Genomic DNA, 21,455 nt, shown 5'->3' with positions numbered 1-21,455 from the left:
GCCGAACGCTACCTGCGCGCGGCGGCGCAGCTACGCGACCCCGGCGGGCTCGCGGTCCTCCTCGCCCACGCGCCGCGCCCCGAGCGGGGTCTGCGCCTCGGCCGGGACGTGCAGCTGCTCCATGTCGACGGCGGGCAGCAGCCGGTCCAGCGGCCGCGGCAGCCACCAGCTCCAGCGGCCGAGCAGCTCCATGACGGCGGGCACGAGCACGAGCCGCACGAGCGTCGCGTCGACCGCGATGGCGACCGCGTTGCCGAGGCCGAGCTGCGTGATCGAGGGGACGCCGGTGCCGACGAACACGAGGAACACGGCGACCATGATCAGCGCCGCGCTGGTGATCGTCCGGGCGCTGGTGGCGATGCCCTCGGCGACCGCGCGGCGGGTGTCCCCGGTGGCGTCGAAGCGCTCGCGGATGCGGCTGAGCAGGAACACCTCGTAGTCCATCGAGAGGCCGAAGACGACCGCGAGGATCAGCGGCGGCGTGATCGTGTCGATGTACCCGGGGCTCTGGAAGCCGAGGAACCCGTCGACCCAGCCCCACTGGAAGACCGCGACGAGGACGCCGTACGCGGCACCGACGCTGAGCAGGTTGGCGATCACCGCCTTCAGCGGCAGCAGCACCGAGCGCAGCAGCACCATCAGCACGAGGTAGCTGAGGCCGAGGACGAAGAGGACGACCTTCCACATCGACGAGGAGACCTCGTCGCGGAAGTCCACGAGCGCCGCGGTGGTCCCGCCGACCTGCACGTCCGCGGTCCGGGCGACGGCGGGCAGCTCGCGCCGGAGGTCCTCGACGAGCCCCTTGGTCGTCTCGGACTCCCCGTCGGCCCGCGGGGTGGCGACGAGCAGCACGCCGCGCCCGTCGCGGGTGGACAGCGGGTCGGCGACGGCGGCGACGCGCGGGTCCTCGCGCAGTGTCGCGGCGGCGCGGCGCACCAGCGCGGCGTTCTGCGGGTCGCGGGCGGTGCCCTGCTCGAACCGGGTGAGCACGCGGACCGGGGCGCTGGCCCCCGGGCTCGAGAGCGACGCGGCGACCTCGAACGCCGCCCGGGTCGGGTCGCCGTCGGGGAACTGGCGCAGCGCGCCGTTGCCGGTCTGCAGCGAGAGCGCCGGGACCGCGAGGGCGAGCAGCACGCCGGTGGCGGCGACGAGCGACAGCACGGGCCGGCGGGTCACGCGCGCGGTCCAGCGCTCCCAGAACGGGACCGGGGCCGGCGCGTCGGGGTGCGTGGAGCCGGGCGCCCGGCGCCGCCACGAGCGCAGCACGAGCGGGGCGGCGGTGAACAGGCGGCCACGCGCGTAGGCGCGGCGGCCGAGCGCGCCGATGAGCGCGGGGAGCAGCGTCGCCGAGGCGAGCATCGAGACGGCGACGACGAGGATCGCCCCGAGGGCCATCGAGCGGATCGCGGTCGTGTCGACCATGTAGAGGCCCGCCAGCGAGACGATCACGGTCAGGCCGGAGAACAGGACCGCGATCCCGGAGGTGGCCATCGCGGTGGCGCGCGCGGCCTCGGGCGTCGCGCCGCCGCGGACCTCCTCGCGGTAGCGCGCGAGGACGAACAGCGAGTAGTCGACGGCGACGCCGATGCCGATCATCGAGGCCATGTTCGTGACGAACACGCTCATCTGGAGCTGCAGCGAGATCCCGTAGATCAGGCCACCGGTGATGAGCACGCTGAACACGCCGAGCGCGAGCGGCAGCGTCGCGGCGGCGAGCGAGCCGAAGACGACGAGCAGGATCAGCAGGACGATCGGGAAGCCGGTGGCCTCGGCCTTCTCGAGGCCCTCCTTGGAGACGTCCTGCAGTCCGGCCCAGAGGGCGCCCTGACCGACGAGGCCGACGCGGACGGGCTCCCCCGCGCGCTCGTCGGCGAGGCCGAGCTCGTCGCGGAGGTCGGCGGCGACGTCGGAGGACTCGAGGTCGTCGACGGTCGCCGCCAGGGGGACGAGCAGCGGCCGGCCGGGGGCGGCGTCGATGCGGCGTAGCGCGGCGGCGCGCGCGGCCGGGGCGAGCGAGACGTCCGCGACGGTGGCGGCGGCGCGGTCGACGCGGTCCAGCGCGGCGCGGCCCTGCGCGCGGGTGGCGCCGGGCTGCGGCGCGAGGACCGCGGCGAGCGTGGCGTGCCCGGCCTGCGGCAGGTCGCGGGCGAGCGCCTCCTCGACGGCGCGGGACTGCGATCCCGGGACGGCGAAGCCGCCGCCGGTGAGGTTCTCGGACTGCCGCAGCGCGAACGGGACGGCGGCGACCAGCGCGATCGCCCAGAGCGCGAGGACCGCGCGCCGGTGCCGGTGGACGGCGGCGTCGAGGCGGAGCATGAAGGCCTGCATGGCGGTCGTCCTTCCGAGGGTGCGCTGAGGAGCGGAGCAGCGTCCTGGCTGGCTGGCCAGTCAGGACTGCGCGGGACTGTGCCGCCTCCGGGATCGCACCCGTGTGAGACGCATCACACAGGATGCGGGTCCGTCGGGATCAGGGTGCCGCGATGAGCGACCGGACGGCCTGCGCGGCCGCGCCGATCGACGCCCCGAAGTCCCGCTCGGGCTCGGACAGCATCCGCAGCGCCAGCCCGTCGCCGACCGCGAAGATCACGTCCACGATCGCCTCCGCCGGCGCGTGGATCGTCAGCACGCCCTCGTCGTGCTTGGCCTGCAGCACGGCGGCGACGTGCTCGCGCGTGCGCTGCAGCACCGCGCGGAAGCCCTCGGCCAGCTCGTCGTTGCGGCGGGCCATCGTGAACAGCTCGAACAGCAGCGCCACGAAGTCCGGGTCCTCGTCGTGGAGCTGCTGCAGCGTCAGCCGCAGGAGCTCGACGAAGTCGTCCGGGCTCCCCGCGCCCTGGAGCTGCGCCTCGAGCAACGTCATCCGCAGGTCGCACTCGCGCCGCACCACCTCGGCGAGGAGCGCCTCCTTGGTGCCGAAGTAGTAGTGCAGCAGCCCACGGCTGACCCCCGCCTCCCCCGCGACGTGGTCGAACGTCGACCCGGCGACGCCGCGCTGGGCCACGCTGCGCCGCATGGCCTCGACGATGCGCTGCGCCTTCTCTCCGTCGATGGCTCGGGGCGTGGCGGGCGTCGGCATCACCGACAAGCCTAGGCCCACACGAGGACGGGCGCCCCGGAGGGCGCCCGTCGGACGAGTCGGTCGTGTCGGCCGGCGCTACGCCGCGGCGGGCGACGGCGCGGGCGTGGACGGCGCGGTCGAGGAGGTGTAGTCGAACTCCTCCTCGGCGCCGAACAGCAGGTCGAGCACCTTGTCGCGCAGGTCGCTGGAGAGCGCGAGCGCGAGGCCGGCGCCGACGAGCAGGACCACGAGCTTTCGCCCGCCGCCACCCTGCTTCTTCGCCTTGGCGACCTTCGCCTTGCCCTTCTGGACCGGCGCGGGCTCCTTCAGCGCGCTGCCGACGTCCTTGAGCGCCGCCGCCGCCTCCTGGAGGGAGTGGTGCAGCTGCTTGTCGCCGGTGAGGGTCTTCGTGACCTTGCCCTTCTTCGCCTTGCTGACGCGGTCGTACGCGTCACGGGCGGCCTCGAAGGCGACCCGGGCGTTGTCGCGGAGCTCGTCGTCGGTGGCGACGCGCTGCACGTAGGCGTTGTCCTTCACGGCCTCGACGGCCTCGGCGACCGTCACCGGCGCTGCCTTCGCCGCCTGCTTGGCGGCCTTTCTCTTCGAAGCCATGGTCCTCCGTCGATTCTGGGTCGGGGCTCCGAGCATACCCAGGCCCCCGTGTCCTCACACGAGGCACGGCGGGGTCGGCAGCCCGGGCACGTCGCTGCGCCCGCGCAGGACCGCGCCGCCCTCCTCGCCGCGGACCGCGCAGACCACGACGTCGCGCCCGTCGGGCCCGCCGAACGCGAGGCTGGCGACGAACGGGGCGAGGCCCTCGACGACCCGGTCGACGGTCCCGTCGGGCGCGAAGCGCACGAGCCCGCCGCCGTGGGCGGTGGCGACCCAGATCCCGCCCTCGGCGTCGACCGCGAGGCCGTCGACCCCGTGCCCCTCGGGGGCCTGGGCGAACGTCCGGACCTCGTGGTGCAGCGCCCCGTCCCGGTCGACCGCGGTGGCGAGCACCCGGTGGTGCTGGTGGTCGCAGACGTACGCGGTGCGTCCGTCCGGCGCCAGGCCGATGCCGTTGGGCCAGGTCAGGCCGTCCTCGACCGCGGCCGCGACGAACCGCGGCCCGACGACGACGAGCCGGCCGGCCTGCGGCTCCTCCCCCGCCATCGGGCGGAACCGCAGCGCCCCGGCCAGGAGCCAGCCGTTCCGGTCGACGTGGAGGTCGTTGAAGCCGGTGATCCCGAGCTCCTCGTCAGGGGCGAACAGCACGTGCTGGCTGCCGTCCGCGCGGATCTGCAGCAGGTCCCGGCCGCTGACGACGATCCCGTCACGGTGCAGGACGAGGCCGCCGATCCCGCGGCGGCGCTCGAGCACCACCTCGACCTCCCTCGCCGCCCGGGGCGATGCGGTGGACGCCGCCCCCGGTGACGTCGCTGAACCAGACGGTGCCGTCGCGGCCGATGCGGGGCGCCTCGGTCAGGCCGTAGCCGCCCGAGGCCAGCGGCTCGAGGCCGAACGGATCGCTCACCGCCGGGTCGCCTTCGCGGGCTCGAGCGCGATCTCCAGCACCTCGTCGAGCTCGCCGACGAAGCGGAAGTCCAGCTGCTTGCGCAGGTGCTCGGCGATCTCCTCGGTGTCCGCCTCGTTGCGCAGCGGCGCGACGACGGTCCTCACGCCGTGGCGCTGCGCGGCGAGCGCCTTCTCCTTCAGGCCCCCGATCGGCAGCACCTGCCCGGTCAGGGTGACCTCGCCGGTCATCGCGACGTCGTCGCGGACCGGCCGGCCGGTGAGCAGCGACACGAGCGCGGTCGCCATCGTGATGCCGGCGCTCGGTCCGTCCTTGGGGATCGCGCCCGCGGGGACGTGGACGTGCAGGTCGTGGGTGGCGAACCAGTCGTCGGCGAGGTCGGGCGCGAGCTCCGCGCGGCGACCGCGGACGTGGCTGAGCGCCGCCTGCGCGCTCTCACGCATGACGTCGCCGAGCTGCCCGGTGATGACGAGCTTGCCGCTGCCCTCCATCGCCCGCCACTCGACGAACAGCACGTCGCCGCCGACCGGCGTCCAGGCGAGCCCGGTCGCCACGCCCGGCACGCGGGTGCGGCGCTGCTGCTCGCTGAAGAACCGCTGGCGGCCGAGCAGCTCGCGGGCGCGGTCCTCGCCGACGCTGACCTTCTTGACCTTGCCGTCCCCGTCGGCCTCCGCGATCTGCCGCGCGACCTTGCGGCAGATCGTGCCGATCTCGCGCTCGAGGTTGCGGACGCCGGCCTCGCGCGTGTAGTCGGCGATCACCGCACGCAGCGCCGCGTCGCTGATCGCGATCCACGACTTCTTCAGGCCGTTGCGCTCGATCTGGCGCGGGACGAGGTAGCGCTTGGCGATCTGGAGCTTCTCGTCCTCGGTGTAGCCGGCGAGCTGGATGACCTCCATGCGGTCGCGCAGCGGCCCCGGGATCGTGTCCAGCGTGTTGGCCGTCGTGATGAACATGACCTTCGAGAGGTCGAACGGCACGTCGAGGTAGTGGTCGCGGAACGAGGCGTTCTGCTCGGGGTCGAGGACCTCGAGCATCGCGCTGGACGGGTCCCCTCGCCAGTCCGAGCCCATCTTGTCGATCTCGTCGATCATCAGCAGCGGGTTGTTGGACCCCGCGTCGCGGACCGAGCGGATGATCGTGCCGGGCATCGCGCCGATGTACGTGCGCCGGTGGCCGCGGATCTCGGACTCGTCGCGCATGCCGCCGGCGCTGACGCGCTGGAACGACCGCCCGAGCGCGCGGGCGATCGACCGGCCCAGCGAGGTCTTGCCGACGCCGGGCGGGCCGACGAAGCAGATGATCGAGCCGCTGGGGTTCGTCGCCGCCTTGTCCCCCATGAGCTTGCGCACCGCGAGGAACTCGAGGATGCGGTCCTTGACCTGCTCGATGTCGTAGTGGTCGGCGTCGAGGATCTCGCGCGCGTGGACGAGGTCGAGGTTGTCCTCGGTGGAGGTGTCCCACGGCAGCTCGGCGATCCACTCCAGGTAGGTGCGGATGACGCCGTGCTCGGCCGCCTGCGGGGGCAGCGCCTCGAGGCGCTTCAGCTCCCGCTCGGCCTGCTTGCGGACGTCGTCGGGGAGCCTCAGCGCGGCGAGCCGCTCGCGCAGCTGCCCGGCCTCCGCCGCCGACTCGTCGAACTCGCCGAGCTCCTTGCGGATCGCCTCGAGCTGCTGGCGCAGCACGTACTCGCGCTGGTTCTTGTCGAGCTCGGACTGCACCTGCGACTGGATCTCCGACCCGATCGAGATGACCTCGAGCTCGCGGGCGAGGATCTCGGACAGGCGCCGCAGCCGCTTGGCGACGTCGGGCTCCTCGAGCAGCTCCTGCTTCTCCTCGGTCTTCAGCCGCAGCGACCCGGTGATCAGGTGCGTCAGCGCGCTCGGGTCCTCGATGTTGGCGACCGCGAGCTGCAGCTCCTCCGGGAGGTACGGGACCTCCTCGACGATCGTGTTGAACGTCTCCTGGACGTTGCGGGTGAGCGCCGTGAGCTGGGGGGTCTCCTCGACCTGGTCCGGCAGCGGGCTGATCGCGCCGACGAGGTAGGGGGTCTCGCGGACCCACTCGTCGATGCGGACGCGCTGCTGGCCCTGCACGAGGATCCGCAGCGTGCCGTCGGGCACCTTGAGCATCCGCGCGACCTGGCCGACGACGCCCACCTCGTAGAGGTCCTCGGGACCGGGCGTGTCGAGCTCGGGCTTGCGGCTGGCGACCATGACGAGCGTCCGGTCCCCGGCGAGCACGTCGTTGACGAGCTGGACGCTGCGCTCCTGGCCGATCGCCAGCGGTGTCAGCGAGTCCGGCAGCGGCACGGTCTCGCGCAGCGGCAGCACCGGCAGCCGGTCGGGGAGGTCGCGCGCCGACACGCCGACCGTGACGTCCTGGTGCGCCGGGTCCGTGGCGATCTCGATCATGCGCGGCCCCCGGGGAGCGGCGGGAGATCGTCGTCCTCGTCGTGCTCGAGCACCTCGATCGTCGTCTCGGTCTCGATCTTCACGGTCCGCTTGACCGGTCGCACGAGCGGCAGCTCGACGCGCAGGATGCCGTCCTTGTAGGTGGCGCGGGCGGCGTCGGCGACGACGTCGGCGCCCAGCGGGATGACGCGCCGGAACGGGCCGAAGTCGATCTCGAGCTGCTGGTAGACGCGGTCGGGGCTGTCGGCGGGACGCCGGTGCCCGGCGAGCACGAGCTCGCGACCCTGGATCTCGAGGCCGATCTCCTCGATGTCGATGCCGGCGAGCTCGGCGTGCACGACGGCGCGGGACGGCTCGCCGCCGCCGGGCGTCTCGTAGAACACGTCGACGGCGGGGGTGAAGCCGCCGCGCCGGCGCGGGCTCACCCCGCCGATGACGTCGCCGAACAGCTCGTCCATCTCGCGGCGCATGCGCTCGAAGTTCGCGAAGAGGTCCCGGTCGGGTCGCATGGGCCGATCGTAGCCCGGCGCTGCCCGCGGGACCGCCGACGCGGCGGCGACCGGCGTGACCGCCGTACGAACCCCCGCATCCGGCGCGGTGTTCGCACGGCGGTCGCGCCGGGCCGGGTCAGACCGTGTAGACGGCGCCCTCGCGCGCGACCGAGACCGGGCCGCCGAACGCCTTCTCGGCCTCGCCCCGGGCCCAGAGGACGTCGAGCTCGTCGGAGATGTGCGTGAGCACGAGCCGGCCGACGTTCGCCTTCGCGCCGTGCTCGGCCGCCTCCTGCGGGGTGAGGTGGCCGCGCAGGCCGCCGCGCTCGGGCCGCGGCAGCGTCGCCTCGACCATCAGCAGGTCGGTGCCGTCGGCGAACTCGATCAGCGCGTCGTTGGGCGCGCAGTCGGCGCCGTAGGTGAAGCGACCGGAGCCGGGGACCGTGGAGCGCACGTCGATCGCGCAGGTCGGGAGATAGTGCGGCACCGGGTGGAAGCGCACGCGCAGCGGCCCGACCTCGAGCTCGTCGGCGGGCTCGTACTCGACGAGGTCGAACGCGTTCTCGATCAGGTCGTCGTTCCCCCACGCGCCGACGACCCGGCGGAACGTCTCGGTGGCGCCGTCGGGCGCGTAGAGCCTCGGGCGCGACGGCGTGTCCGTGCCCGGCCAGCGGTCGACCGGGACGGGCTGCTGCCGGGGCGCGTACGTCAGCGCGTAGCTGAACGGCACGAGGTCGAGGAAGTGGTCGGCGTGCAGGTGGCTGATCACGACCGCGTCGAGCGCGACGTAGTCGCGGTAGCGGCGCAGCTTCGAGAAGACCCCGTTGCCGCAGTCCAGCAGGAGGGCGGTGTCGCCCTCCTCGACCAGGTACCCACTGCACGCTCCGTCGGCGTCCTGCCACGACGGCGACTTGCCCAACACGGTGATCCGCACCGGCGCCTCCTCTCCGTCGAGGAGCCTAACGGGACGGCCGCTCAGGCGTGCAGCGCGGCCTGCTCCTGCGCCGTGGGGAACGCCCACGAGGCGTGCGTGCGCTCCTGCGAGCGGAAGTGGAACCGCATCTGCCGCGGGGGCCGCAGGCCCTCCGGCGAGTCGGGGCGGAACGTGGCACACGGCTCGTCGCACGACAGCGCGCACAGCAGGTTGTTCTTGAAGAAGCAGTCCTCGCAGGACACGTTCTTCGCTGTCGTCCGACCCTTCTTCATGTGCCGCCCAGACCTCCCCGGTCGTCGTGTGGAGGCGGCATGGAACCACGCGTGGCGAGGCCGTGCAACGACGGTTTTCCGCTAGGAGCAGGGTTCCCGAAAACGGATCCCGCAAATGCCGGGTTTTCCCGGACCCTTCGACGAATAGGCGGCAGATCCTGGGGTTTCTCTCCCTTCGCCGACGAAGATCCCGCTCTCTCCGCAGAAAACCGCGGCGGCTCACCAGCCCCGCAGGTGCACGTGGCCCGGCCCGAGGTCGGCGCACCGCGTCGCCCCCACGAGGGCGAGCGCCCGGGCGGTGTCGTCGATCAGCGCCTCGAGCACCTCGGCGACCCCCGCCTGACCGCCCCGACCGTCCGGCCCGCCCGCGGCGAGCCCCCAGACGTACGGCCGCCCGACGAGCACCGCGTCGGCGCCGAGCGCGAGCGCTCGCACGACGTCGGCGCCGCAGCGCACGCCGCCGTCGACGAGGACGGGGATGCGCCCGGCGACCGCGGCCGCGACCTCGCGCAGCGCGACCGCCGTCGGGATCGCGCCGTCGAGCTGGCGGCCCCCGTGGTTGGACACGACGACGGCGTCGGCCCCGTGCTCGATCGCCAGCAGCGCGTCGGCGGGGTCGAGCACGCCCTTGACGACGACGCCGAGCCCCGACGCCTCGCGGATCCACGCGAGGTCCTCCCAGCGCAGCCGTGCGTCCCAGCCGCCGACCATCGGCTTGGCCGTCGGGCCGTCGTCGCCGTCCAGGTGCGTGGTCATCGTCACGCCCTCGGGCAGCGGGACCGGACCGTGCGCAAGCTCGCGCTCGCGGCGTCCGGGCACCGCCACGTCGACCGTGACGACGACGCGCGAGTAGCCGTGGGCGGCGACGCGGCGCAGCACCGCCACGGTGCGCTCCCGGTCGGGCTGCACGTAGAGCTGGAACCAGCGGGCCGGCGGCCCGGCCGCGTCGGCGGCCTGCGCGACCTCCGCGAGGTCCGCCGTGGCGCGGGTCGAGAGGCAGTAGAGGCTGCCTGCGGCCGCGGCGGCCCGGGCGCTCGCCAGCTCGCCGTCGGGGTGCAGCAGGCGCTGGGCGGCGACCGGGGCGAGCAGGACCGGCGCGCGCAGGCGCGTGCCGAGCAGCTCGACCGACGGGTCGACCGCGCCGACGTCCACGAGCGCCCGCGGGCGCAGCCAGACGTGCTGCCAGGCCTCGGCGTTCTCGGCGACCGTCCGCTCGTCGCCCGCGGCCCCCGCGTAGTAGTCGTAGACGGCCGCCGGGACGCGGGCGCGCGTCCGGTCCTCGAGCTCGCGCAGGAGCAGCATGCGGGCCACCCTACGGGCCGGGCCGGAAGGTCCCCGCGGCCGTCCCGCCCGTACCGTGGAGGTATGCAGACCCTCGTCACCGGCGCCTCCGGCTACCTCGGCGACGTGCTCGTCCCCGTCCTGCAGCAGGACGACCACGACGTGCGCGCGTTCGCGCGGACCCCCGCCAAGGTCCGTCACGACATCCCGATCGTGCAGGGCGACGTGGTGACCGGCGAGGGGCTCGACGCCGCGCTCGACGGGATCGAGGTCGCCTACTACCTCGTGCACTCGATGGAGGGCGGCAGCGCCGACTTCGACGCCCTGGAGCGGCGCAGCGCGGAGAACTTCGCGGACGCGGCCCGGCGGGCCGGGGTGCGGCGCATCGTCTACATGGGCGGTCCGGTGCCCGAGGGCAAGGAGGCCTCCCGGCACCTGGCCAGCCGCGTCGCGGTCGAGGAGATCCTGCTGGAGGCCGCCCCGGAGTCGGTCGCGTTCCGCGCGAGCCTCGTGATCGGCCGCGGCAGCCGCTCGTTCCGCTTCCTCGTGCGGCTGGTGGAGCGCTCCCCCTGCTGCCGCTGCCGGCCTGGCACTCGGGCCGCACGCGGCCGATCGACGAGCGCGACGTCCTCGCCTACCTGCGCGAGGCGGGCACCAGCGACGCGGTCACCGGGCCGCTGTCGCTCGACATCCCCGGCCCCGACACGCTCACCTACGGGGGGATGATCGAGCGCATCCGCGACCTCATGATGGTCGCGCGTCCGGCGCTGCACCTGCCGTTCTCGCTGACCCCGATCGCGGCCCCCGTCGCTGCCGCGATCGCCGGCGAGGACGTCGGTCTGATCCAGCCGCTGATGGAGAGCCTCGACAGCACCCTGCTGCCCCGCGACGAGCGCGCGCAGGAGCTGTTCGACGTGCCGCTGCACGGCTTCGACGCGGCGGTCGAGCGCGCGCTGCGCGAGTGGGAGGCCGTCGAGGCCCTCGCGGCGCGCTGACCGGCCGCCGGGCCCGCGCCGGGCGCCCCGTCCTGCGAGGATCGGGCGCATGAGCAGCAGCGAGGTCCGCGTCTCGATCGATCTCCCGGCGCCGCCCCGGGCGGTCTGGGACGTGGTGATGGACCCGGAGCGGCTCGCCGACTGGGTCTCGATCCACAAGAAGCTGAAGGGCCACGACGCGGTCCCGCCGCGCACCGGCGCGACGATGGAGCAGGTGCTCGTGCTGCGCGGCGCTCCGTTCACCGTGAAGTGGGAGCTCGTCGCCTGCGAGGACGCGGCCCGCGCCGAGTGGCACGGGCGCGGCCCGGCCCGCTCGCACGCGGAGACCGAGTACGTGCTGACGCCGATCGACGGCGGCGCGGCGACCCGCTTCGACTACCGCAACGACTTCAAGGCCCCGCTGGGACCGCTCGGCTCGGTCGCCAGCCGCGCGCTCGTTGGCGGCGTGCCGGAGCGCGAGGCGCTCGCCTCGCTCGACGCGCTGAAGGCGCTGCTCGAACGCTGACGCGCCGCCCCGCGGCGCGTCCGACGCGCCGGTGCTGTACACCTCCCGGTATGGGCATGACGAGTCTTCAGTCGCACGTCATCCGCCGGGTCACCGAGGAGGACCTCGACCAGGTCGTCCAGCTGCTCGCCCGTCTGGAGGAGCGGTCCGCCGACCCCGCGATCCCGCAGGAGGGATCGCCGCGGCTGTGCCGCTGCGACTTCACCCACCGCGGCGTCGTGGCGGTGGTCGACGAGCGCGTGGTCGGGTACGCCCACTGGGTCCGCCCGACGACGACCGCGCCGCGCGCGGACATGGCCGTCGTCGTCGCCAAGGAGTACGAGAACCGCGGCCTGGGCACCGCGCTGCTCGGCGGACTGCGCCGCGAGGCGCACAAGGCGGGCGTCAAGAAGCTCGAGCTGCGCGTCGCGCGGTCGCCGAAGCTGCTGCAGGAGATCGAGGACCACACGCTCCAGGGCGGGCGCGTCTGCGACGTCGACGACACGATCGTCGTGACGATCCCGGTCGACGAGCTCTGCTCGGGCCGCGAGCTCAGTGCGATGCGCTGGGCCGCCGAGGCCTCGCCGCGGGTGGTCGGCCCGGCGGCCGGCTCCGCCCGCGCCTGACGCCGCTCAGCCCGCTGCGTACATCGCGGCGAGCACCACCGGCACGACGACGACCCACGCCTCGAACAGCCGCCGCAGCCGCGGCGGCGCGTGGCGCAGCTCCATGAAGTGCAGGCCGACGAGCCAGACCTTCGCGAACGCGATCGCGATGACGGTGAACGCCGCGGCGTCCCCGCTCCCGAACCCGTGGTCGTCCCCGACGAGCCACGACACGGCGGTCGAGGCGACGAGCACGACCCAGACGATCGCGAGCGGACGGGTGATCGCGGAGCTCATCGTCATCCCAGCAGGTAGAGGAGGGCGAACAGGACGATCCACAGCAGGTCGACCATGTGCCAGTAGCTGGCACCCGTCTCGAGCATCATCGCGTCGTGCTCGTCGAGCGCCGGACGGCGGACCAGGCGCACCACGCCGCCGAGGACCGCGAGACCGATCGCCACGTGCAGCAGGTGCAGGCCCGTGAAGGTGAAGAACAGCTGCGAGAACTCGCTGGTCGCCGGACCGTGCCCGCTCGACGCCAGGTCGGTGTACTCGACCGCCTTGAGCGCGACGAAGGCCAGCGCGCAGCCGATCGCGCCGAGGAAGAACGGCCGCGCCTGCCGCGCGTCGAGGCCGCGCGAGGCCCGGACCCCGGCCGCGACCAGCAGCGAGCTCGTCAGCAGCAGCACGGTGTTGACGATCCCGAGCCCGATGTGCAGCCGGCCCTGCCCGAGCTCGTAGGCGGCCGGGTCCTGCCCGCGGCTGTGGACGAGCACGCCGAAGACGACCGCGAACACGACCATGTCGCCGAGGATGAACAGCCAGATCCCGGCCTCGCCGGGCATCCGTCGCTCGGCCCTCATGCGGGCACCGCCTCGGGCGCGGGCTCCGCGGACGCCGGCGTGGCGGCGGCGCGCAGGATCGCCGCGCGGACCTGGACGAACACGACGAGCTGGAACATCCCGAACAGCACCGCGACGACCCAGAAGCTGAGGATGCCGTTCCACGCCCACACGCCGTCGAGGAAGAAGACGAGCAGCGTGCCGGGCAGGAACAGGAAGCCGGTCCACAGGGCGTAGTAGCCGAGCCAGCGCGGCAGCACCGGATCCTCCCGGCGGCGGTCCATGAGCACCCCGACGCCCAGCCCGAGGGCCTGGACGAGCGCGGGCGGCCAGTTGACGACGAACGGGACGAACGCGAGGTCGGTCAGCGCCTGCGTGATCTCCGGGTCGCGTTCGGGGCGCAGCGCGATCGACAGCATCATGATCGTCGGCACGACGACCGCGACCATGCCGACGGCCGCCCCGGCGAGCGCGGTGTAGGCCGGTGCGATCGCGCCGGGGATCCGTCGCAGCTGCAGGAAGATCGCGACGCCGAACGGGGCGAGGAACGTCGTCGAGGCCATCATCAGCGACAGGCCCAGACGCTTGAGGTCCGGGTCGCTGCGCCAGAACTCGGCGGTCCGCTGCGCGGTCCAGTCGGGCTCGGGCGGCGGCAGCAGCGACGCGACGAGCATGCCGCTGAAGAACAGGACGATGAACGCCGGGCCGCTCCAGGCGCACCACAGCTGGACACGGGTGGAGGTCATCGCAGGCTTCCCACGGAGTCGAGGTCGATCATCGCCTGAGCGATCCGCCCGATGAGCAGGCGGCAGTGCGCGTCGGGCTGCAGCTCGGGCGCGATCCGCTGCACGCCGATCGTGTCCGTCCAGAAGACGAAGCCGTGGAACATCTGGCGTCGCCAGGCCGGCCACGCCTCGTCGAAGCCGAGCCGGGCGCCGCCCGCAGAGATCAGCTGGCCGGTCTCGTCGACGGCGCTGTCGAGCGCCGGCCTGACGACGGGGGCCATCAGCGCACCGGCTCCGGCAGCGCACCGGACTCGTCGGCCTCGACGACGCGGTCCCAGTGGCGGGCCTCCTCGACCGCGTGCGCGGCGGTGCCCTTCTTGTCCTCGCGGCGGAAGAGCTTCAGCATCGTGCGCGCCGCGTTCTGGCCGGGCATCCCGCTGATCCCGGCGACCGGGTGGGTCCCGGAGCCCGTGAGGAAGAGGCCCGGGACGGGCGTCGAGTAGCCCGCGAACCCGGCGGCAGGCTTCAGCGGCCCGAAGCGGGTGATCAGCGGGTCGACGTGGTAGACGCTGCCGTCCAGCGCGAAGTGCCGCTCCTCGATGTCGGGCAGGAGCCGCACGCGGTGGTAGACGTCGAGCTCCTCGATCCCCTCGTAGAAGTGGTCGCTCTGGCTGATGACCGTCCGGGCGATCTCCGCGCGGGCGGCGTCCCACCCGACCTTGGGGTCGCTGGGCGTCAGGCCCGACCAGAACCAGGCGACGTCGTGGCCCTCCGGGGCGAAGTGCCGGTTGGAGGGCAGCGCCGTGGAGATCTGCATGAGGCCCGGCACGTGCGCGGGCACCTCGCCGCGCTTGCACGCGGCCTGTGCGGCGACGACCTCCTCGTAGGCGTGGTAGCCGTTGGCGGGCAGCCGGCAGTCCAGCCCGTCGCCGCGCCACTTCTCGATCCGGTCCATGCGGATCCGGCCGCGGCAGAGGACGTCGAGCTTCATGTCGGCGAACCCGCGCGAGCGCGTCGGGATGTGCCGGACGCGACGCTCGAGCGCCGGGGGCAGCGTGCCCGCGGGCAGCAGGTCGCGCAGGACCTTCTTCGGGCTGAAGGCGGTGAGCACCCCGCGGCGGGCGTACAGCTCCTCGCCGTCGTCGGTCCGCACGCCGACGACGCGGCCGCCGCGCACGACGAGCTCCTCGACGGGCGTGCCGCACTGCACGCTCCCGCCGTGGTCCTCGATCAGCCGGATCAGCGCCGCCGGCAGCTCGCCGGTGCCGCCCTCGAACATCGCGACCCCGTACTTGGTGATGATCCCCATGTAGATCATCGACCAGCCGGAGAGGTCGGAGTCGTAGGACATGAACGGCAGCCCGATGAGCAGGCAGGCCTTGATCGGGTCGCTCTCGAAGGAGTCCTCGAGCGCCTCGATCTGGGTGCAGCGCATCCAGCGGCCGATCGCCAGCAGCTCGCCGCGGTGCTTGAGCGTCGCCTTCGTCGCCTTGAGGATCTGCTTGATGTCCGGCCGCACCGGGTTGGTCTGCATCATCGGCACGCCGATCTCGACCGCGGCGTGCACGACGCGGTAGAGCTCGAGCAGCTCGCGGGCGTCCTTGCGGGACCAGTGCGCGAGCTCGTCGGCGGTCTTCTGCGCGTCGCGCCACAGGCCCAGCGACGAGCCGTCGTAGTTGAGCTGCAGGTGGACCGGGTCGATCACCTTCATCTTCAGCCCGTAGCGCTCCTCGAGCTGGAGGTCCTTCATGATCGTGGTCGTCCGGAAGAGCGACGGCTGGATCGAGGCGTCGTTGACCTTGTGGCCGGGCATCTCCTCGACCTCGGTCGTGGAGGTCATCCCCCCCGGCGTCGGGTAGGCCTCGACGACCTTGACCTTCAGCCCGGCCTTGGCGAGGTACGCGGCGGAGATCAGGCCGTTGTGGCCCGCCCCCACCACGATGACGTCGACGGTCTCGGTCATTGCGGCTCCTCCTCTGCGATCGCGCCGTGACCAGCGCCGAACAGGTCGATCGTACACAGTGTTCGATTGGCGTGCAAACGGGATGTTCGATCCGTGGCGCCGCGCCTCGTAGACTGCCCCGCACCACCGTGCCGTCCGTGACCCGCAACCCCTCCAAACGCCGCAGCGCCCGTCGCGCAGCGGTCGTCGCCGGCCTGCTCGAGGTCGTCGAGGAGCTGCTCGACGCCGGCGAGCTCTACACCGACATCAGCGTCGAGCGGCTCATCACCGCGGCCGGCATCTCGCGCTCCACCTTCTACGTGTACTTCGAGGACAAGGGCGCGCTCCTGCTCGCCCTCGCGGAGGACGTCGTCGCCAAGCTCGTCGACACCGCGAGCGGCTGGTGGGAGCTGCCGCCGGACGCGACGCGCCAGGACGTCGAGCAGGCGCTGCGGCAGATCATGGAGGTCTATCGCGCGCACGACGCGATGTGGCAGGCCCTCGTCGACGCGGCGGCCTACGACCCCAACGTGCGCGCGTCGTTCCACGAGATCGTCGGCCTGGCCAGCAGCCAGCTCGCCCGGCACATCCGCGAGGGCCAGAAGGCCGGGTCGGTCCGCCCCGATCTCGACCCCCGGCGCACGGCCGACTGGCTGACGTGGATGACCGAGCGCGGGCACCACCAGCTCGCCGCCGGCGCCACGAAGGCCGAGCTCACGAAGCTCGCCAAGGCCCAGAGCGCGATCGTCTGGTACACGCTCTACGAGGGCGCCCCCGGCCGCAGCTGACCCCCGGGGCGTCAGTCGCCGGGCAGCACGTACGACGGCAGGTCGGCGACCGAGTCGCCGGTGAGGCCGAGGTCGCGCCGCTCGTCGGCGACGACTCCGGCCGCTGATCGGACACGCCGTTCGCCGGTCGGACGACTTGTAGACTGGCGTGATGCCCGCCGGCTCCCCGCGCCCCCTCCAGCAGCCCCCCAGGGCCGAGCGGCGGACGCTGCTGGCCCGCCACTTCGTCGAGGCCGTCGAGCCACTGCTGGAGGCCGGGGAGACCTACGCGGACATCAGCGTCGAGCGGCTGATCAAGGCGGTCGACATCTCGCGGTCGACGTTCTACGTCTACTTCGACGACAAGGGCGACCTGCTCGGGGCGATGGCCCAGGACGTCACCCGCGATCTCGCGCAGGCCGGCTCCGGCTGGTTCGAGTTCCCCGTCGACGCCACGAAGGACGACCTGCGCGAGGCCATCCGGCCGCTGTTCGAGACCTACCGCCGCCACCAGCTGCTGCTCGGCGCGATCACGGAGGCGGCCGCCTACGACCCGCGCGTGCGCGAGCAGCACCTCGCGCTGGTGGGCCAGGCGGTCGACGGGCTGAAGGCGCAGATCGAGCTGCAGCAGCGGGCCGGCGGCGCCCCGGCCGAGCTCGACGCGCAGCGGACCGCCCTCTGGCTGACCTGGATGCACGAGCGTGGCCTCTACCAGATGGTCCCGAGCGCGTCCGCGCGCGAGGTGCACAAGCTCCTCGACGCGATGGTCGACCTCGTGTGGCGCACGCTGTACGCCGGCTTCCACGACTGACCCGGCCGCGGGGAGGGTCAGCGCACGCGCCAGTCCCCGGGCAGCGACAGCACGCCCGCGGGCGTGCCCGCGACGAGCGCGAGCAGGTCCTCGGGGGTCGTCGGCAGGCCGAGCCCGGCGGGCACGAGGGCGGACACCGCGCTGCGACTGGACTCCGCCGGCTTCAGCCGCTCCAGGAACGGGACCTGCGGCCAGCCGACGACGTCGACGTCCGCGCGCCGGACCCCGGCGAGCTCGCAGGCGTGGTCGATCGCCGCGCCGCGACCGCCGAGCTCGTCCACGAGCCCGCGCTCGAGCGCGTCGGCGCCGGTCCAGACCCGGCCGCGGGCGAGGGGCTCGAGCTGCTCCCACGGCATTCCGCGGTCCTCGGCCGCCTTGCGCGTGAAGTCCTCGTAGACCTCGTCGAGCCACGCCTCGAGGCGCGCGCGCTGCGCATCGGTGAACGGCGTGTCGGGCGCGAACATCGAGGCGTTGGCGCCGACGTCGACGAGCTCGCGCACGATGCCGAGCCGCTCGACGAGGCCGCCGACGACGAACTTGCCGGCCAGCACGCCGATCGAGCCGGTGATCGTCGTCGGCAGCGCGAAGATCCGCGCGGTCGGCATCGCGGCGAAGTAGCCGCCGGAGGCCGCGACGCTGCCCATCGACGCGACGACCGGCCGACCGGCGGCACGCAGCTGCAGCACCGCGTGACGGATCGCGTCGGAGGCGATGTAGGACCCGCCGGGCGAGTCGACGTGCAGGACCACCGCGGCGACGCGGTCGCTCTCGCCGGCGCTGAGTAGCGCGCGGACCACGGCATCGGCCCCGGCGCGCGGACCGGATCCGGGCCCCGGTCCGCCGGGCCGGCCGCGCCCGTCGACGATCGCGCCGTGGACCGGCACGACGGCGATCTGCCGGGCGCCGCGGCGGCGCAGCTGCTCGACCGGCGTGCGCTCCGGGCGGCCGCGGACGTAGCGGTGCAGGTAGCGGAGCTCGTGCTCGCCGTGGGCGTCCCGCAGCGCCGCGTCGAGCTCGTCGCGGAAGCCGAGCCGGTCGACGAGGCCGGCGTCGAGCGCCTCCGCCGCCGAGAGGGGCGCGCGGTCCACGAGCGCCGTGACGGTCTCGGCGTCGAGGCCGCGGTGGGTGGCGACCAGGCCGGTCAGCCGCTCCATCACCGACGCTGCGAGCCGCTGGGCCATCTCGCGGCTCGGCTCGCTGACCTCGCGCGCGCTGAAGAGGTCGGCGGCGGTCTTGTACTCGTGGCGCTGCCCGAACTGCGGCTCCACGCCGAGCTTCTCCAGCGCCCCGCGGACGAGGGTCAGCCCGAGACTGACGCCGGTCAGCCCGATCTGGCCCGAGGGCTGCAGCCAGACGTGCTCGCAGCGCGCCGCCAGCGCGTACGGCACGGTGCCCGCCGCGAGCTCGCCGTAGGTGCTCGCGTACGCGTAGGTGGCCTTGCCGGCTGCGCGGACCGCGTCGATCCCGGCGCCGAGCTCGTCGGCCTGCGCGGCGGTCAGGCCCTCGCCGCCGAGCAGGACCACGGCGACGACCGCGTCGTCGCCCGCTGCCTCCCGCAGGCCGCCCAGCAGCGCGTCGAGGTTCGGGGTGTTGCGCTGCCGCAGCGCGGTGAGGGGGATCGCCCGGCGCCTCGGTGAGGACCCCGCCGGTGAGGTCGACCTCGAGGACGAGCGGCGACGCGGGGGCGCCACCGGGGAGCTTGCGGAGCAGCGGGAGCGAGCGGGGATCCATCACCGCACGGTGTCACACCGTGCGGTCCGGGCGCTCAGGCGTGCGCGGCGAGCTCGCGCCGAAGCACCGCCAGGCCGCGGCGGGTCCGCCCCTTGACCGTGCCGAGCGGGACGCCGAGGTGGCGCTGGATCTCTCCCTGGGACAGGCCACCGACGTAGGAGAGGCCGATGACGGTGCGCTGGTCGGCGTCCAGCGCACGCAGCGCGACGCGGAGGTCGCGCGCGTCGCTGTGCCGCTCGGCGACCGCGTGCGGGCGCGCGGCGGGATCGACGAGCAGGTCCGCGTGGACGGCCTCCAGCGGGACGGGGCGCAGCGCGCGGTGACGGCGCTCGGCGCGCAGCGCGTCGAGCGCGCGGTTGCGGGCGATCGCGCAGACCCAGTTGGCGAACGTCCCGGCGGCCGGGTCGAAGCGCGGCAGGCCGAGCCAGGCGCTCAGGAAGGTCGTCTGGGCGACGTCGGAGACGCCGTGGGGGACGAGCGGGCGGATGACGCGCTCGACGAGCGCGCGGTGTCGGGTGACGAGGGCGGTGAAGGCGGCGTCGTCGCCGTCGAGCGCCCGCCGCACGAGCAGCACGTCGTGGTCGACGGACGGGGGTGGAACCTCGGGCAACGGCATAGCGGGATCGTGCCTGAACGGTGTCGCTTACGCACGCGCAGCGTCATATCCTGGCGCACAACTACTCGCTACGCGGCCATTCGATATCGGTTCCGCAATCGCATCTCGGGCCGCGGTCGCGCGGAGCGGGTAGCATGCGCGCCATGGGGATGCGAGCGACGACGGTCCGGTTCAGCGACGACGTGTGGAACCTCGTGGAGCACGAGGCCACCGCGCAGGGCATCTCGGCCGCCCAGTTCATCCGCGACGCGGCGCTCCTGCGCGCGGCGGTGCTGATCGGTCGCCGCGGCCACGGGGACGAGATGGCCGAGCTCGAGGAGGTCGCCCGGGGAGCCCTGCGCGCGAACGGCCGCCCCGTGCCGGACCCCGCCGTCCCCGACCCGGTGCTCGCCGAGCCGCGGCGCCTCGCCGCCCTCGCGCACACCGGCCTGATGGACGGGCAGAAGGACGCGACGCTCGACCGCCTCGCGCGGACCGCCGGGAAGCTGCTCGACGCCCCGATGGCGCTCGTCTCCCTCGTCGACCACGAGCGGCAGGTGTTCGCGTGCTCGATCGGCCTGCCGTCCCCCTGGGCCGAGCTCGGCCAGACCCCGTCGGACCAGAGCTTCTGCCGGCACGTCGTCGCCCGACGCGCCCCACTGGTGGTCGAGGATGCGCGCCGCCATCCGGACCTGCGCGACAACCCCTCGATCCACGACCTCGGGGTGATCGCCTACCTCGGCATCCCGCTGACGACCTCCGAGGGCATCGTGCTCGGCTCGCTCTGCGTCATCGACCACGTCCCGCGCGTGTGGAGCCGCAGCGACGTGCTCGCGATCACGGACCTCGCCGAGGCCGCGGCCCTGCACCTGGACCGTCGGATCATCGAGGCCACCGCCGCCGTGTGACGGGTCGCACACGCCGATGTAACGTTGGTGTACCTACAGTTGTGTACCTTACCGACTGGTCAGGTTGAACCGACGCGAGGAGAAGGTTGTGAGCACCCCGACGATGCCCCTGCAGGACGAGGCCTACGAGGCCATGCTGCGCACCCTCTCCGAGGGGTCGGTGCACGTCCACTTCGATCCCTACGAGGACATCGAGTGGGACGCCCCCGAGATGGCGGTCGACCCGAAGGACCCGCGCTGGGTCCTCTCCCCCACGCTCGACCCGCTCGGCGCCACCGCCTGGTACCAGGCCCAGCCGCTCGACCGCCAGATCGAGATCGGCCGCTGGCGCATGATGAACGCGATGAAGGTCGGCGGCGCCTTCGAGAGCATCCTCATCCGCGGCCTGATGCAGTACGCGATGGCGCTGCCCAACGGCTCCCCCGAGTTCCGCTACTGCCTCCACGAGATGACCGAGGAGTGCAACCACATCCAGATGTTCCAGGAGCTCGTGAACCGCAGCGGCACCGACGTGCCGGGCATGCGCAAGCTCTTCCGCGTCACCTCCCCGCTGATCGGCGTCGCGGGCGGCTACACCCCGATGATCCTCATGATCGGGATCCTCGCCGGCGAGGAGCCGATCGACCACTACCAGAAGGCGATCATGCGCGAGGGCATCGACATGCCCCCGGCCGTGCTCCGCACCATGGAGATCCACATCGCCGAGGAGGCCCGCCACATCTCCTTCGCGGGCGAGTGGCTGCGCCTGCGGATCCCGCGCGTGAAGCGCTGGGAGCGCCGCGCCCTGTCGGTGATCTTCCCGATCACGATGCGGTGGCTCGCGGGCGAGATCATGACCTCGCCGAAGGAGCTGAAGCGCCGCTTCGACATCCCCGACGACGTCTGGCGCGAGGCGTTCTGGAAGAGCCCGAAGTCCCAGGAGATCATGGCCTCCTACTTCGGCGACATGCGCGCGCTCGCGACCGACACGGGGCTGATGACGCCGCTGGGTCGGCGCGTGTGGAAGTGGTGCGGCATCGACGGCGAGCCGTCCCGCTTCCGCGGCGAGCCCGACCGCACCGCGCGGGTCCTGGGGTAGCGC

General features: G+C 73.5%; 25 protein-coding genes. 8 read left to right on the top strand and 17 right to left on the bottom strand.

Annotated elements, in window-relative coordinates; all coding sequences use genetic code 11:
• Nucleotides 1-30: 30 nt before the first annotated feature.
• The 10 genes from GKE82_RS20140 to GKE82_RS20095 form a co-directional block, all read right to left on the bottom strand.
• Nucleotides 31-2,328 carry an MMPL family transporter gene (locus tag GKE82_RS20140; RefSeq protein WP_154734548.1) on the bottom strand — a complete coding sequence of 766 codons (2,298 nt, stop codon included), beginning with the start codon at nucleotides 2,326-2,328 and terminating at the stop codon, nucleotides 31-33.
• Between the two features lie 139 nt (nucleotides 2,329-2,467).
• A complete protein-coding gene (locus tag GKE82_RS20135) occupies nucleotides 2,468-3,076 on the bottom strand; it encodes a TetR/AcrR family transcriptional regulator (RefSeq protein ID WP_107568817.1) in 609 nt (202 codons plus the stop codon).
• Nucleotides 3,077-3,154: 78 nt separating this feature from the next.
• Nucleotides 3,155-3,670: a hypothetical protein gene (locus GKE82_RS20130; RefSeq protein ID WP_146175337.1), complete on the bottom strand. Its 516-nt coding sequence runs from the start codon at nucleotides 3,668-3,670 to the stop codon at nucleotides 3,155-3,157.
• Nucleotides 3,671-3,724: 54 nt separating this feature from the next.
• Nucleotides 3,725-4,423, bottom strand: coding sequence for an SMP-30/gluconolactonase/LRE family protein (locus tag GKE82_RS20125; protein WP_154734547.1), 699 nt, complete (start codon nucleotides 4,421-4,423; stop codon nucleotides 3,725-3,727).
• Entirely contained in the window at nucleotides 4,377-4,577 is a 201-nt protein-coding gene (locus GKE82_RS20120) for a hypothetical protein (protein ID WP_154734546.1), read from the bottom strand. The genes GKE82_RS20125 and GKE82_RS20120 overlap by 47 nt, the downstream gene beginning before the upstream one ends.
• Nucleotides 4,574-6,991 carry an endopeptidase La gene (gene lon / locus GKE82_RS20115; RefSeq protein WP_154734545.1) on the bottom strand — a complete coding sequence of 806 codons (2,418 nt, stop codon included), beginning with the start codon at nucleotides 6,989-6,991 and terminating at the stop codon, nucleotides 4,574-4,576. The genes GKE82_RS20120 and lon overlap by 4 nt, the downstream gene beginning before the upstream one ends.
• A complete protein-coding gene (locus GKE82_RS20110) occupies nucleotides 6,988-7,500 on the bottom strand; it encodes an Hsp20/alpha crystallin family protein (RefSeq protein ID WP_107568813.1) in 513 nt (170 codons plus the stop codon). Before GKE82_RS20110 ends, lon begins: the two co-directional genes overlap by 4 nt.
• A 118-nt stretch (nucleotides 7,501-7,618) precedes the next feature.
• Nucleotides 7,619-8,416, bottom strand: coding sequence for an MBL fold metallo-hydrolase (locus GKE82_RS20105; RefSeq protein ID WP_196189356.1), 798 nt, complete (start codon nucleotides 8,414-8,416; stop codon nucleotides 7,619-7,621).
• A gap of 41 nt (nucleotides 8,417-8,457) precedes the next feature.
• Complete coding sequence (locus tag GKE82_RS20100; protein ID WP_107568811.1) at nucleotides 8,458-8,688, bottom strand: hypothetical protein; 231 nt, start codon at nucleotides 8,686-8,688, stop codon at nucleotides 8,458-8,460.
• Nucleotides 8,689-8,907: 219 nt separating this feature from the next.
• Nucleotides 8,908-9,990 (bottom strand): alpha-hydroxy acid oxidase, encoded by a 1,083-nt coding sequence (locus tag GKE82_RS20095; protein WP_154734543.1) that lies wholly within the window; start codon nucleotides 9,988-9,990, stop codon nucleotides 8,908-8,910.
• A gap of 63 nt (nucleotides 9,991-10,053) precedes the next feature.
• Here GKE82_RS20095 and GKE82_RS20090 point away from each other — a divergent pair, with 63 nt between their 5' ends.
• From GKE82_RS20090 to GKE82_RS20080, 4 genes are read left to right on the top strand one after another with little or no spacing between them, the layout of a single operon-like run.
• Nucleotides 10,054-10,695, top strand: coding sequence for an NAD(P)H-binding protein (locus tag GKE82_RS20090; RefSeq protein WP_230316238.1), 642 nt, complete (start codon nucleotides 10,054-10,056; stop codon nucleotides 10,693-10,695).
• Nucleotides 10,692-10,964 carry a hypothetical protein gene (locus GKE82_RS29095; RefSeq protein WP_230316237.1) on the top strand — a complete coding sequence of 91 codons (273 nt, stop codon included), beginning with the start codon at nucleotides 10,692-10,694 and terminating at the stop codon, nucleotides 10,962-10,964. Before GKE82_RS20090 ends, GKE82_RS29095 begins: the two co-directional genes overlap by 4 nt.
• Before the next feature lie 49 nt (nucleotides 10,965-11,013).
• Nucleotides 11,014-11,469, top strand: a complete 456-nt coding sequence (locus GKE82_RS20085) for an SRPBCC family protein (protein WP_107568808.1) — start codon at nucleotides 11,014-11,016, stop codon at nucleotides 11,467-11,469.
• A 56-nt stretch (nucleotides 11,470-11,525) separates the two neighbouring features.
• Nucleotides 11,526-12,074, top strand: coding sequence for a GNAT family N-acetyltransferase (locus tag GKE82_RS20080; RefSeq protein ID WP_158276802.1), 549 nt, complete (start codon nucleotides 11,526-11,528; stop codon nucleotides 12,072-12,074).
• A gap of 6 nt (nucleotides 12,075-12,080) precedes the next feature.
• Here the strand turns inward: GKE82_RS20080 and GKE82_RS20075 are convergent, their stop codons facing one another.
• From GKE82_RS20075 to GKE82_RS20055, 5 genes are read right to left on the bottom strand one after another with little or no spacing between them, the layout of a single operon-like run.
• Nucleotides 12,081-12,350 (bottom strand): cytochrome C oxidase subunit IV family protein, encoded by a 270-nt coding sequence (locus GKE82_RS20075; RefSeq protein WP_230316236.1) that lies wholly within the window; start codon nucleotides 12,348-12,350, stop codon nucleotides 12,081-12,083.
• 2 nt (nucleotides 12,351-12,352) lie between these two features.
• Nucleotides 12,353-12,916: a cytochrome c oxidase subunit 3 gene (locus tag GKE82_RS20070; RefSeq protein ID WP_154734541.1), complete on the bottom strand. Its 564-nt coding sequence runs from the start codon at nucleotides 12,914-12,916 to the stop codon at nucleotides 12,353-12,355.
• Entirely contained in the window at nucleotides 12,913-13,641 is a 729-nt protein-coding gene (locus tag GKE82_RS20065; RefSeq protein WP_154734540.1) for a hypothetical protein, read from the bottom strand. Before GKE82_RS20065 ends, GKE82_RS20070 begins: the two co-directional genes overlap by 4 nt.
• Entirely contained in the window at nucleotides 13,638-13,901 is a 264-nt protein-coding gene (locus tag GKE82_RS20060; protein WP_154734539.1) for a hypothetical protein, read from the bottom strand. Before GKE82_RS20060 ends, GKE82_RS20065 begins: the two co-directional genes overlap by 4 nt.
• Nucleotides 13,901-15,583 carry an NAD(P)/FAD-dependent oxidoreductase gene (locus tag GKE82_RS20055; protein WP_154734538.1) on the bottom strand — a complete coding sequence of 561 codons (1,683 nt, stop codon included), beginning with the start codon at nucleotides 15,581-15,583 and terminating at the stop codon, nucleotides 13,901-13,903. The genes GKE82_RS20060 and GKE82_RS20055 overlap by 1 nt, the downstream gene beginning before the upstream one ends.
• Nucleotides 15,584-15,720: 137 nt before the next feature.
• On the opposite strand from GKE82_RS20055, the gene GKE82_RS20050 reads away from it, so the two are divergent.
• Together GKE82_RS20050 and GKE82_RS20045 are read left to right on the top strand one after the other, a co-directional pair.
• On the top strand, nucleotides 15,721-16,350 hold the full coding sequence (locus GKE82_RS20050) for a TetR/AcrR family transcriptional regulator (protein WP_309233724.1): 630 nt from the start codon (nucleotides 15,721-15,723) through the stop codon (nucleotides 16,348-16,350).
• Nucleotides 16,351-16,501: 151 nt separating this feature from the next.
• A complete protein-coding gene (locus GKE82_RS20045) occupies nucleotides 16,502-17,140 on the top strand; it encodes a TetR/AcrR family transcriptional regulator (protein ID WP_154734537.1) in 639 nt (212 codons plus the stop codon).
• 17 nt (nucleotides 17,141-17,157) lie between these two features.
• Here GKE82_RS20045 and sppA read toward each other — a convergent pair whose 3' ends face one another.
• Nucleotides 17,158-18,831, bottom strand: a complete 1,674-nt coding sequence (gene sppA, locus GKE82_RS20040; RefSeq protein WP_154734536.1) for a signal peptide peptidase SppA — start codon at nucleotides 18,829-18,831, stop codon at nucleotides 17,158-17,160.
• A gap of 74 nt (nucleotides 18,832-18,905) precedes the next feature.
• Nucleotides 18,906-19,487 carry an RNA polymerase sigma factor gene (locus GKE82_RS20035; RefSeq protein ID WP_154734535.1) on the bottom strand — a complete coding sequence of 194 codons (582 nt, stop codon included), beginning with the start codon at nucleotides 19,485-19,487 and terminating at the stop codon, nucleotides 18,906-18,908.
• A 143-nt stretch (nucleotides 19,488-19,630) separates the two neighbouring features.
• On the opposite strand from GKE82_RS20035, the gene GKE82_RS20030 reads away from it, so the two are divergent.
• Nucleotides 19,631-20,374: a GAF domain-containing protein gene (locus GKE82_RS20030; protein ID WP_196189355.1), complete on the top strand. Its 744-nt coding sequence runs from the start codon at nucleotides 19,631-19,633 to the stop codon at nucleotides 20,372-20,374.
• 103 nt (nucleotides 20,375-20,477) lie between these two features.
• Complete coding sequence (locus GKE82_RS20025) at nucleotides 20,478-21,452, top strand: diiron oxygenase (protein ID WP_107569764.1); 975 nt, start codon at nucleotides 20,478-20,480, stop codon at nucleotides 21,450-21,452.
• The last annotated feature ends 3 nt before the right edge of the window (nucleotides 21,453-21,455 follow it).

Origin of the sequence: Conexibacter sp. W3-3-2, assembly GCF_009707605.1 — a bacterium.
GTDB lineage: Bacteria > Actinomycetota > Thermoleophilia > Solirubrobacterales > Solirubrobacteraceae > Paraconexibacter > Paraconexibacter algicola.
Note: the sequence above shows the minus strand (reverse complement) of the source record. Positions and strands in the feature narration are given on the sequence as shown.

Bases quoted from the DNA above. Each gene is read 5' to 3' on its own strand.
- GKE82_RS20140 (WP_154734548.1), bottom strand. From the start codon at position 2,328: ATGCAGGCCTTCATGCTCCGCCTCGACGCCGCCGTCCACCGGCACCGG.
- GKE82_RS20135 (WP_107568817.1), bottom strand. From the start codon at position 3,076: ATGCCGACGCCCGCCACGCCCCGAGCCATCGACGGAGAGAAGGCGCAG.
- GKE82_RS20130 (WP_146175337.1), bottom strand. From the start codon at position 3,670: ATGGCTTCGAAGAGAAAGGCCGCCAAGCAGGCGGCGAAGGCAGCGCCG.
- lon (WP_154734545.1), bottom strand. From the start codon at position 6,991: ATGATCGAGATCGCCACGGACCCGGCGCACCAGGACGTCACGGTCGGC.
- GKE82_RS20110 (WP_107568813.1), bottom strand. From the start codon at position 7,500: ATGCGACCCGACCGGGACCTCTTCGCGAACTTCGAGCGCATGCGCCGC.
- GKE82_RS20100 (WP_107568811.1), bottom strand. From the start codon at position 8,688: ATGAAGAAGGGTCGGACGACAGCGAAGAACGTGTCCTGCGAGGACTGC.
- GKE82_RS20095 (WP_154734543.1), bottom strand. From the start codon at position 9,990: ATGCTGCTCCTGCGCGAGCTCGAGGACCGGACGCGCGCCCGCGTCCCG.
- GKE82_RS20090 (WP_230316238.1), top strand. From the start codon at position 10,054: ATGCAGACCCTCGTCACCGGCGCCTCCGGCTACCTCGGCGACGTGCTC.
- GKE82_RS29095 (WP_230316237.1), top strand. From the start codon at position 10,692: ATGATCGAGCGCATCCGCGACCTCATGATGGTCGCGCGTCCGGCGCTG.
- GKE82_RS20085 (WP_107568808.1), top strand. From the start codon at position 11,014: ATGAGCAGCAGCGAGGTCCGCGTCTCGATCGATCTCCCGGCGCCGCCC.
- GKE82_RS20080 (WP_158276802.1), top strand. From the start codon at position 11,526: ATGACGAGTCTTCAGTCGCACGTCATCCGCCGGGTCACCGAGGAGGAC.
- GKE82_RS20075 (WP_230316236.1), bottom strand. From the start codon at position 12,350: ATGAGCTCCGCGATCACCCGTCCGCTCGCGATCGTCTGGGTCGTGCTC.
- GKE82_RS20070 (WP_154734541.1), bottom strand. From the start codon at position 12,916: ATGAGGGCCGAGCGACGGATGCCCGGCGAGGCCGGGATCTGGCTGTTC.
- GKE82_RS20065 (WP_154734540.1), bottom strand. From the start codon at position 13,641: ATGACCTCCACCCGTGTCCAGCTGTGGTGCGCCTGGAGCGGCCCGGCG.
- GKE82_RS20060 (WP_154734539.1), bottom strand. From the start codon at position 13,901: ATGGCCCCCGTCGTCAGGCCGGCGCTCGACAGCGCCGTCGACGAGACC.
- GKE82_RS20055 (WP_154734538.1), bottom strand. From the start codon at position 15,583: ATGACCGAGACCGTCGACGTCATCGTGGTGGGGGCGGGCCACAACGGC.
- GKE82_RS20045 (WP_154734537.1), top strand. From the start codon at position 16,502: ATGCCCGCCGGCTCCCCGCGCCCCCTCCAGCAGCCCCCCAGGGCCGAG.
- GKE82_RS20035 (WP_154734535.1), bottom strand. From the start codon at position 19,487: ATGCCGTTGCCCGAGGTTCCACCCCCGTCCGTCGACCACGACGTGCTG.
- GKE82_RS20030 (WP_196189355.1), top strand. From the start codon at position 19,631: ATGGGGATGCGAGCGACGACGGTCCGGTTCAGCGACGACGTGTGGAAC.
- GKE82_RS20025 (WP_107569764.1), top strand. From the start codon at position 20,478: ATGCCCCTGCAGGACGAGGCCTACGAGGCCATGCTGCGCACCCTCTCC.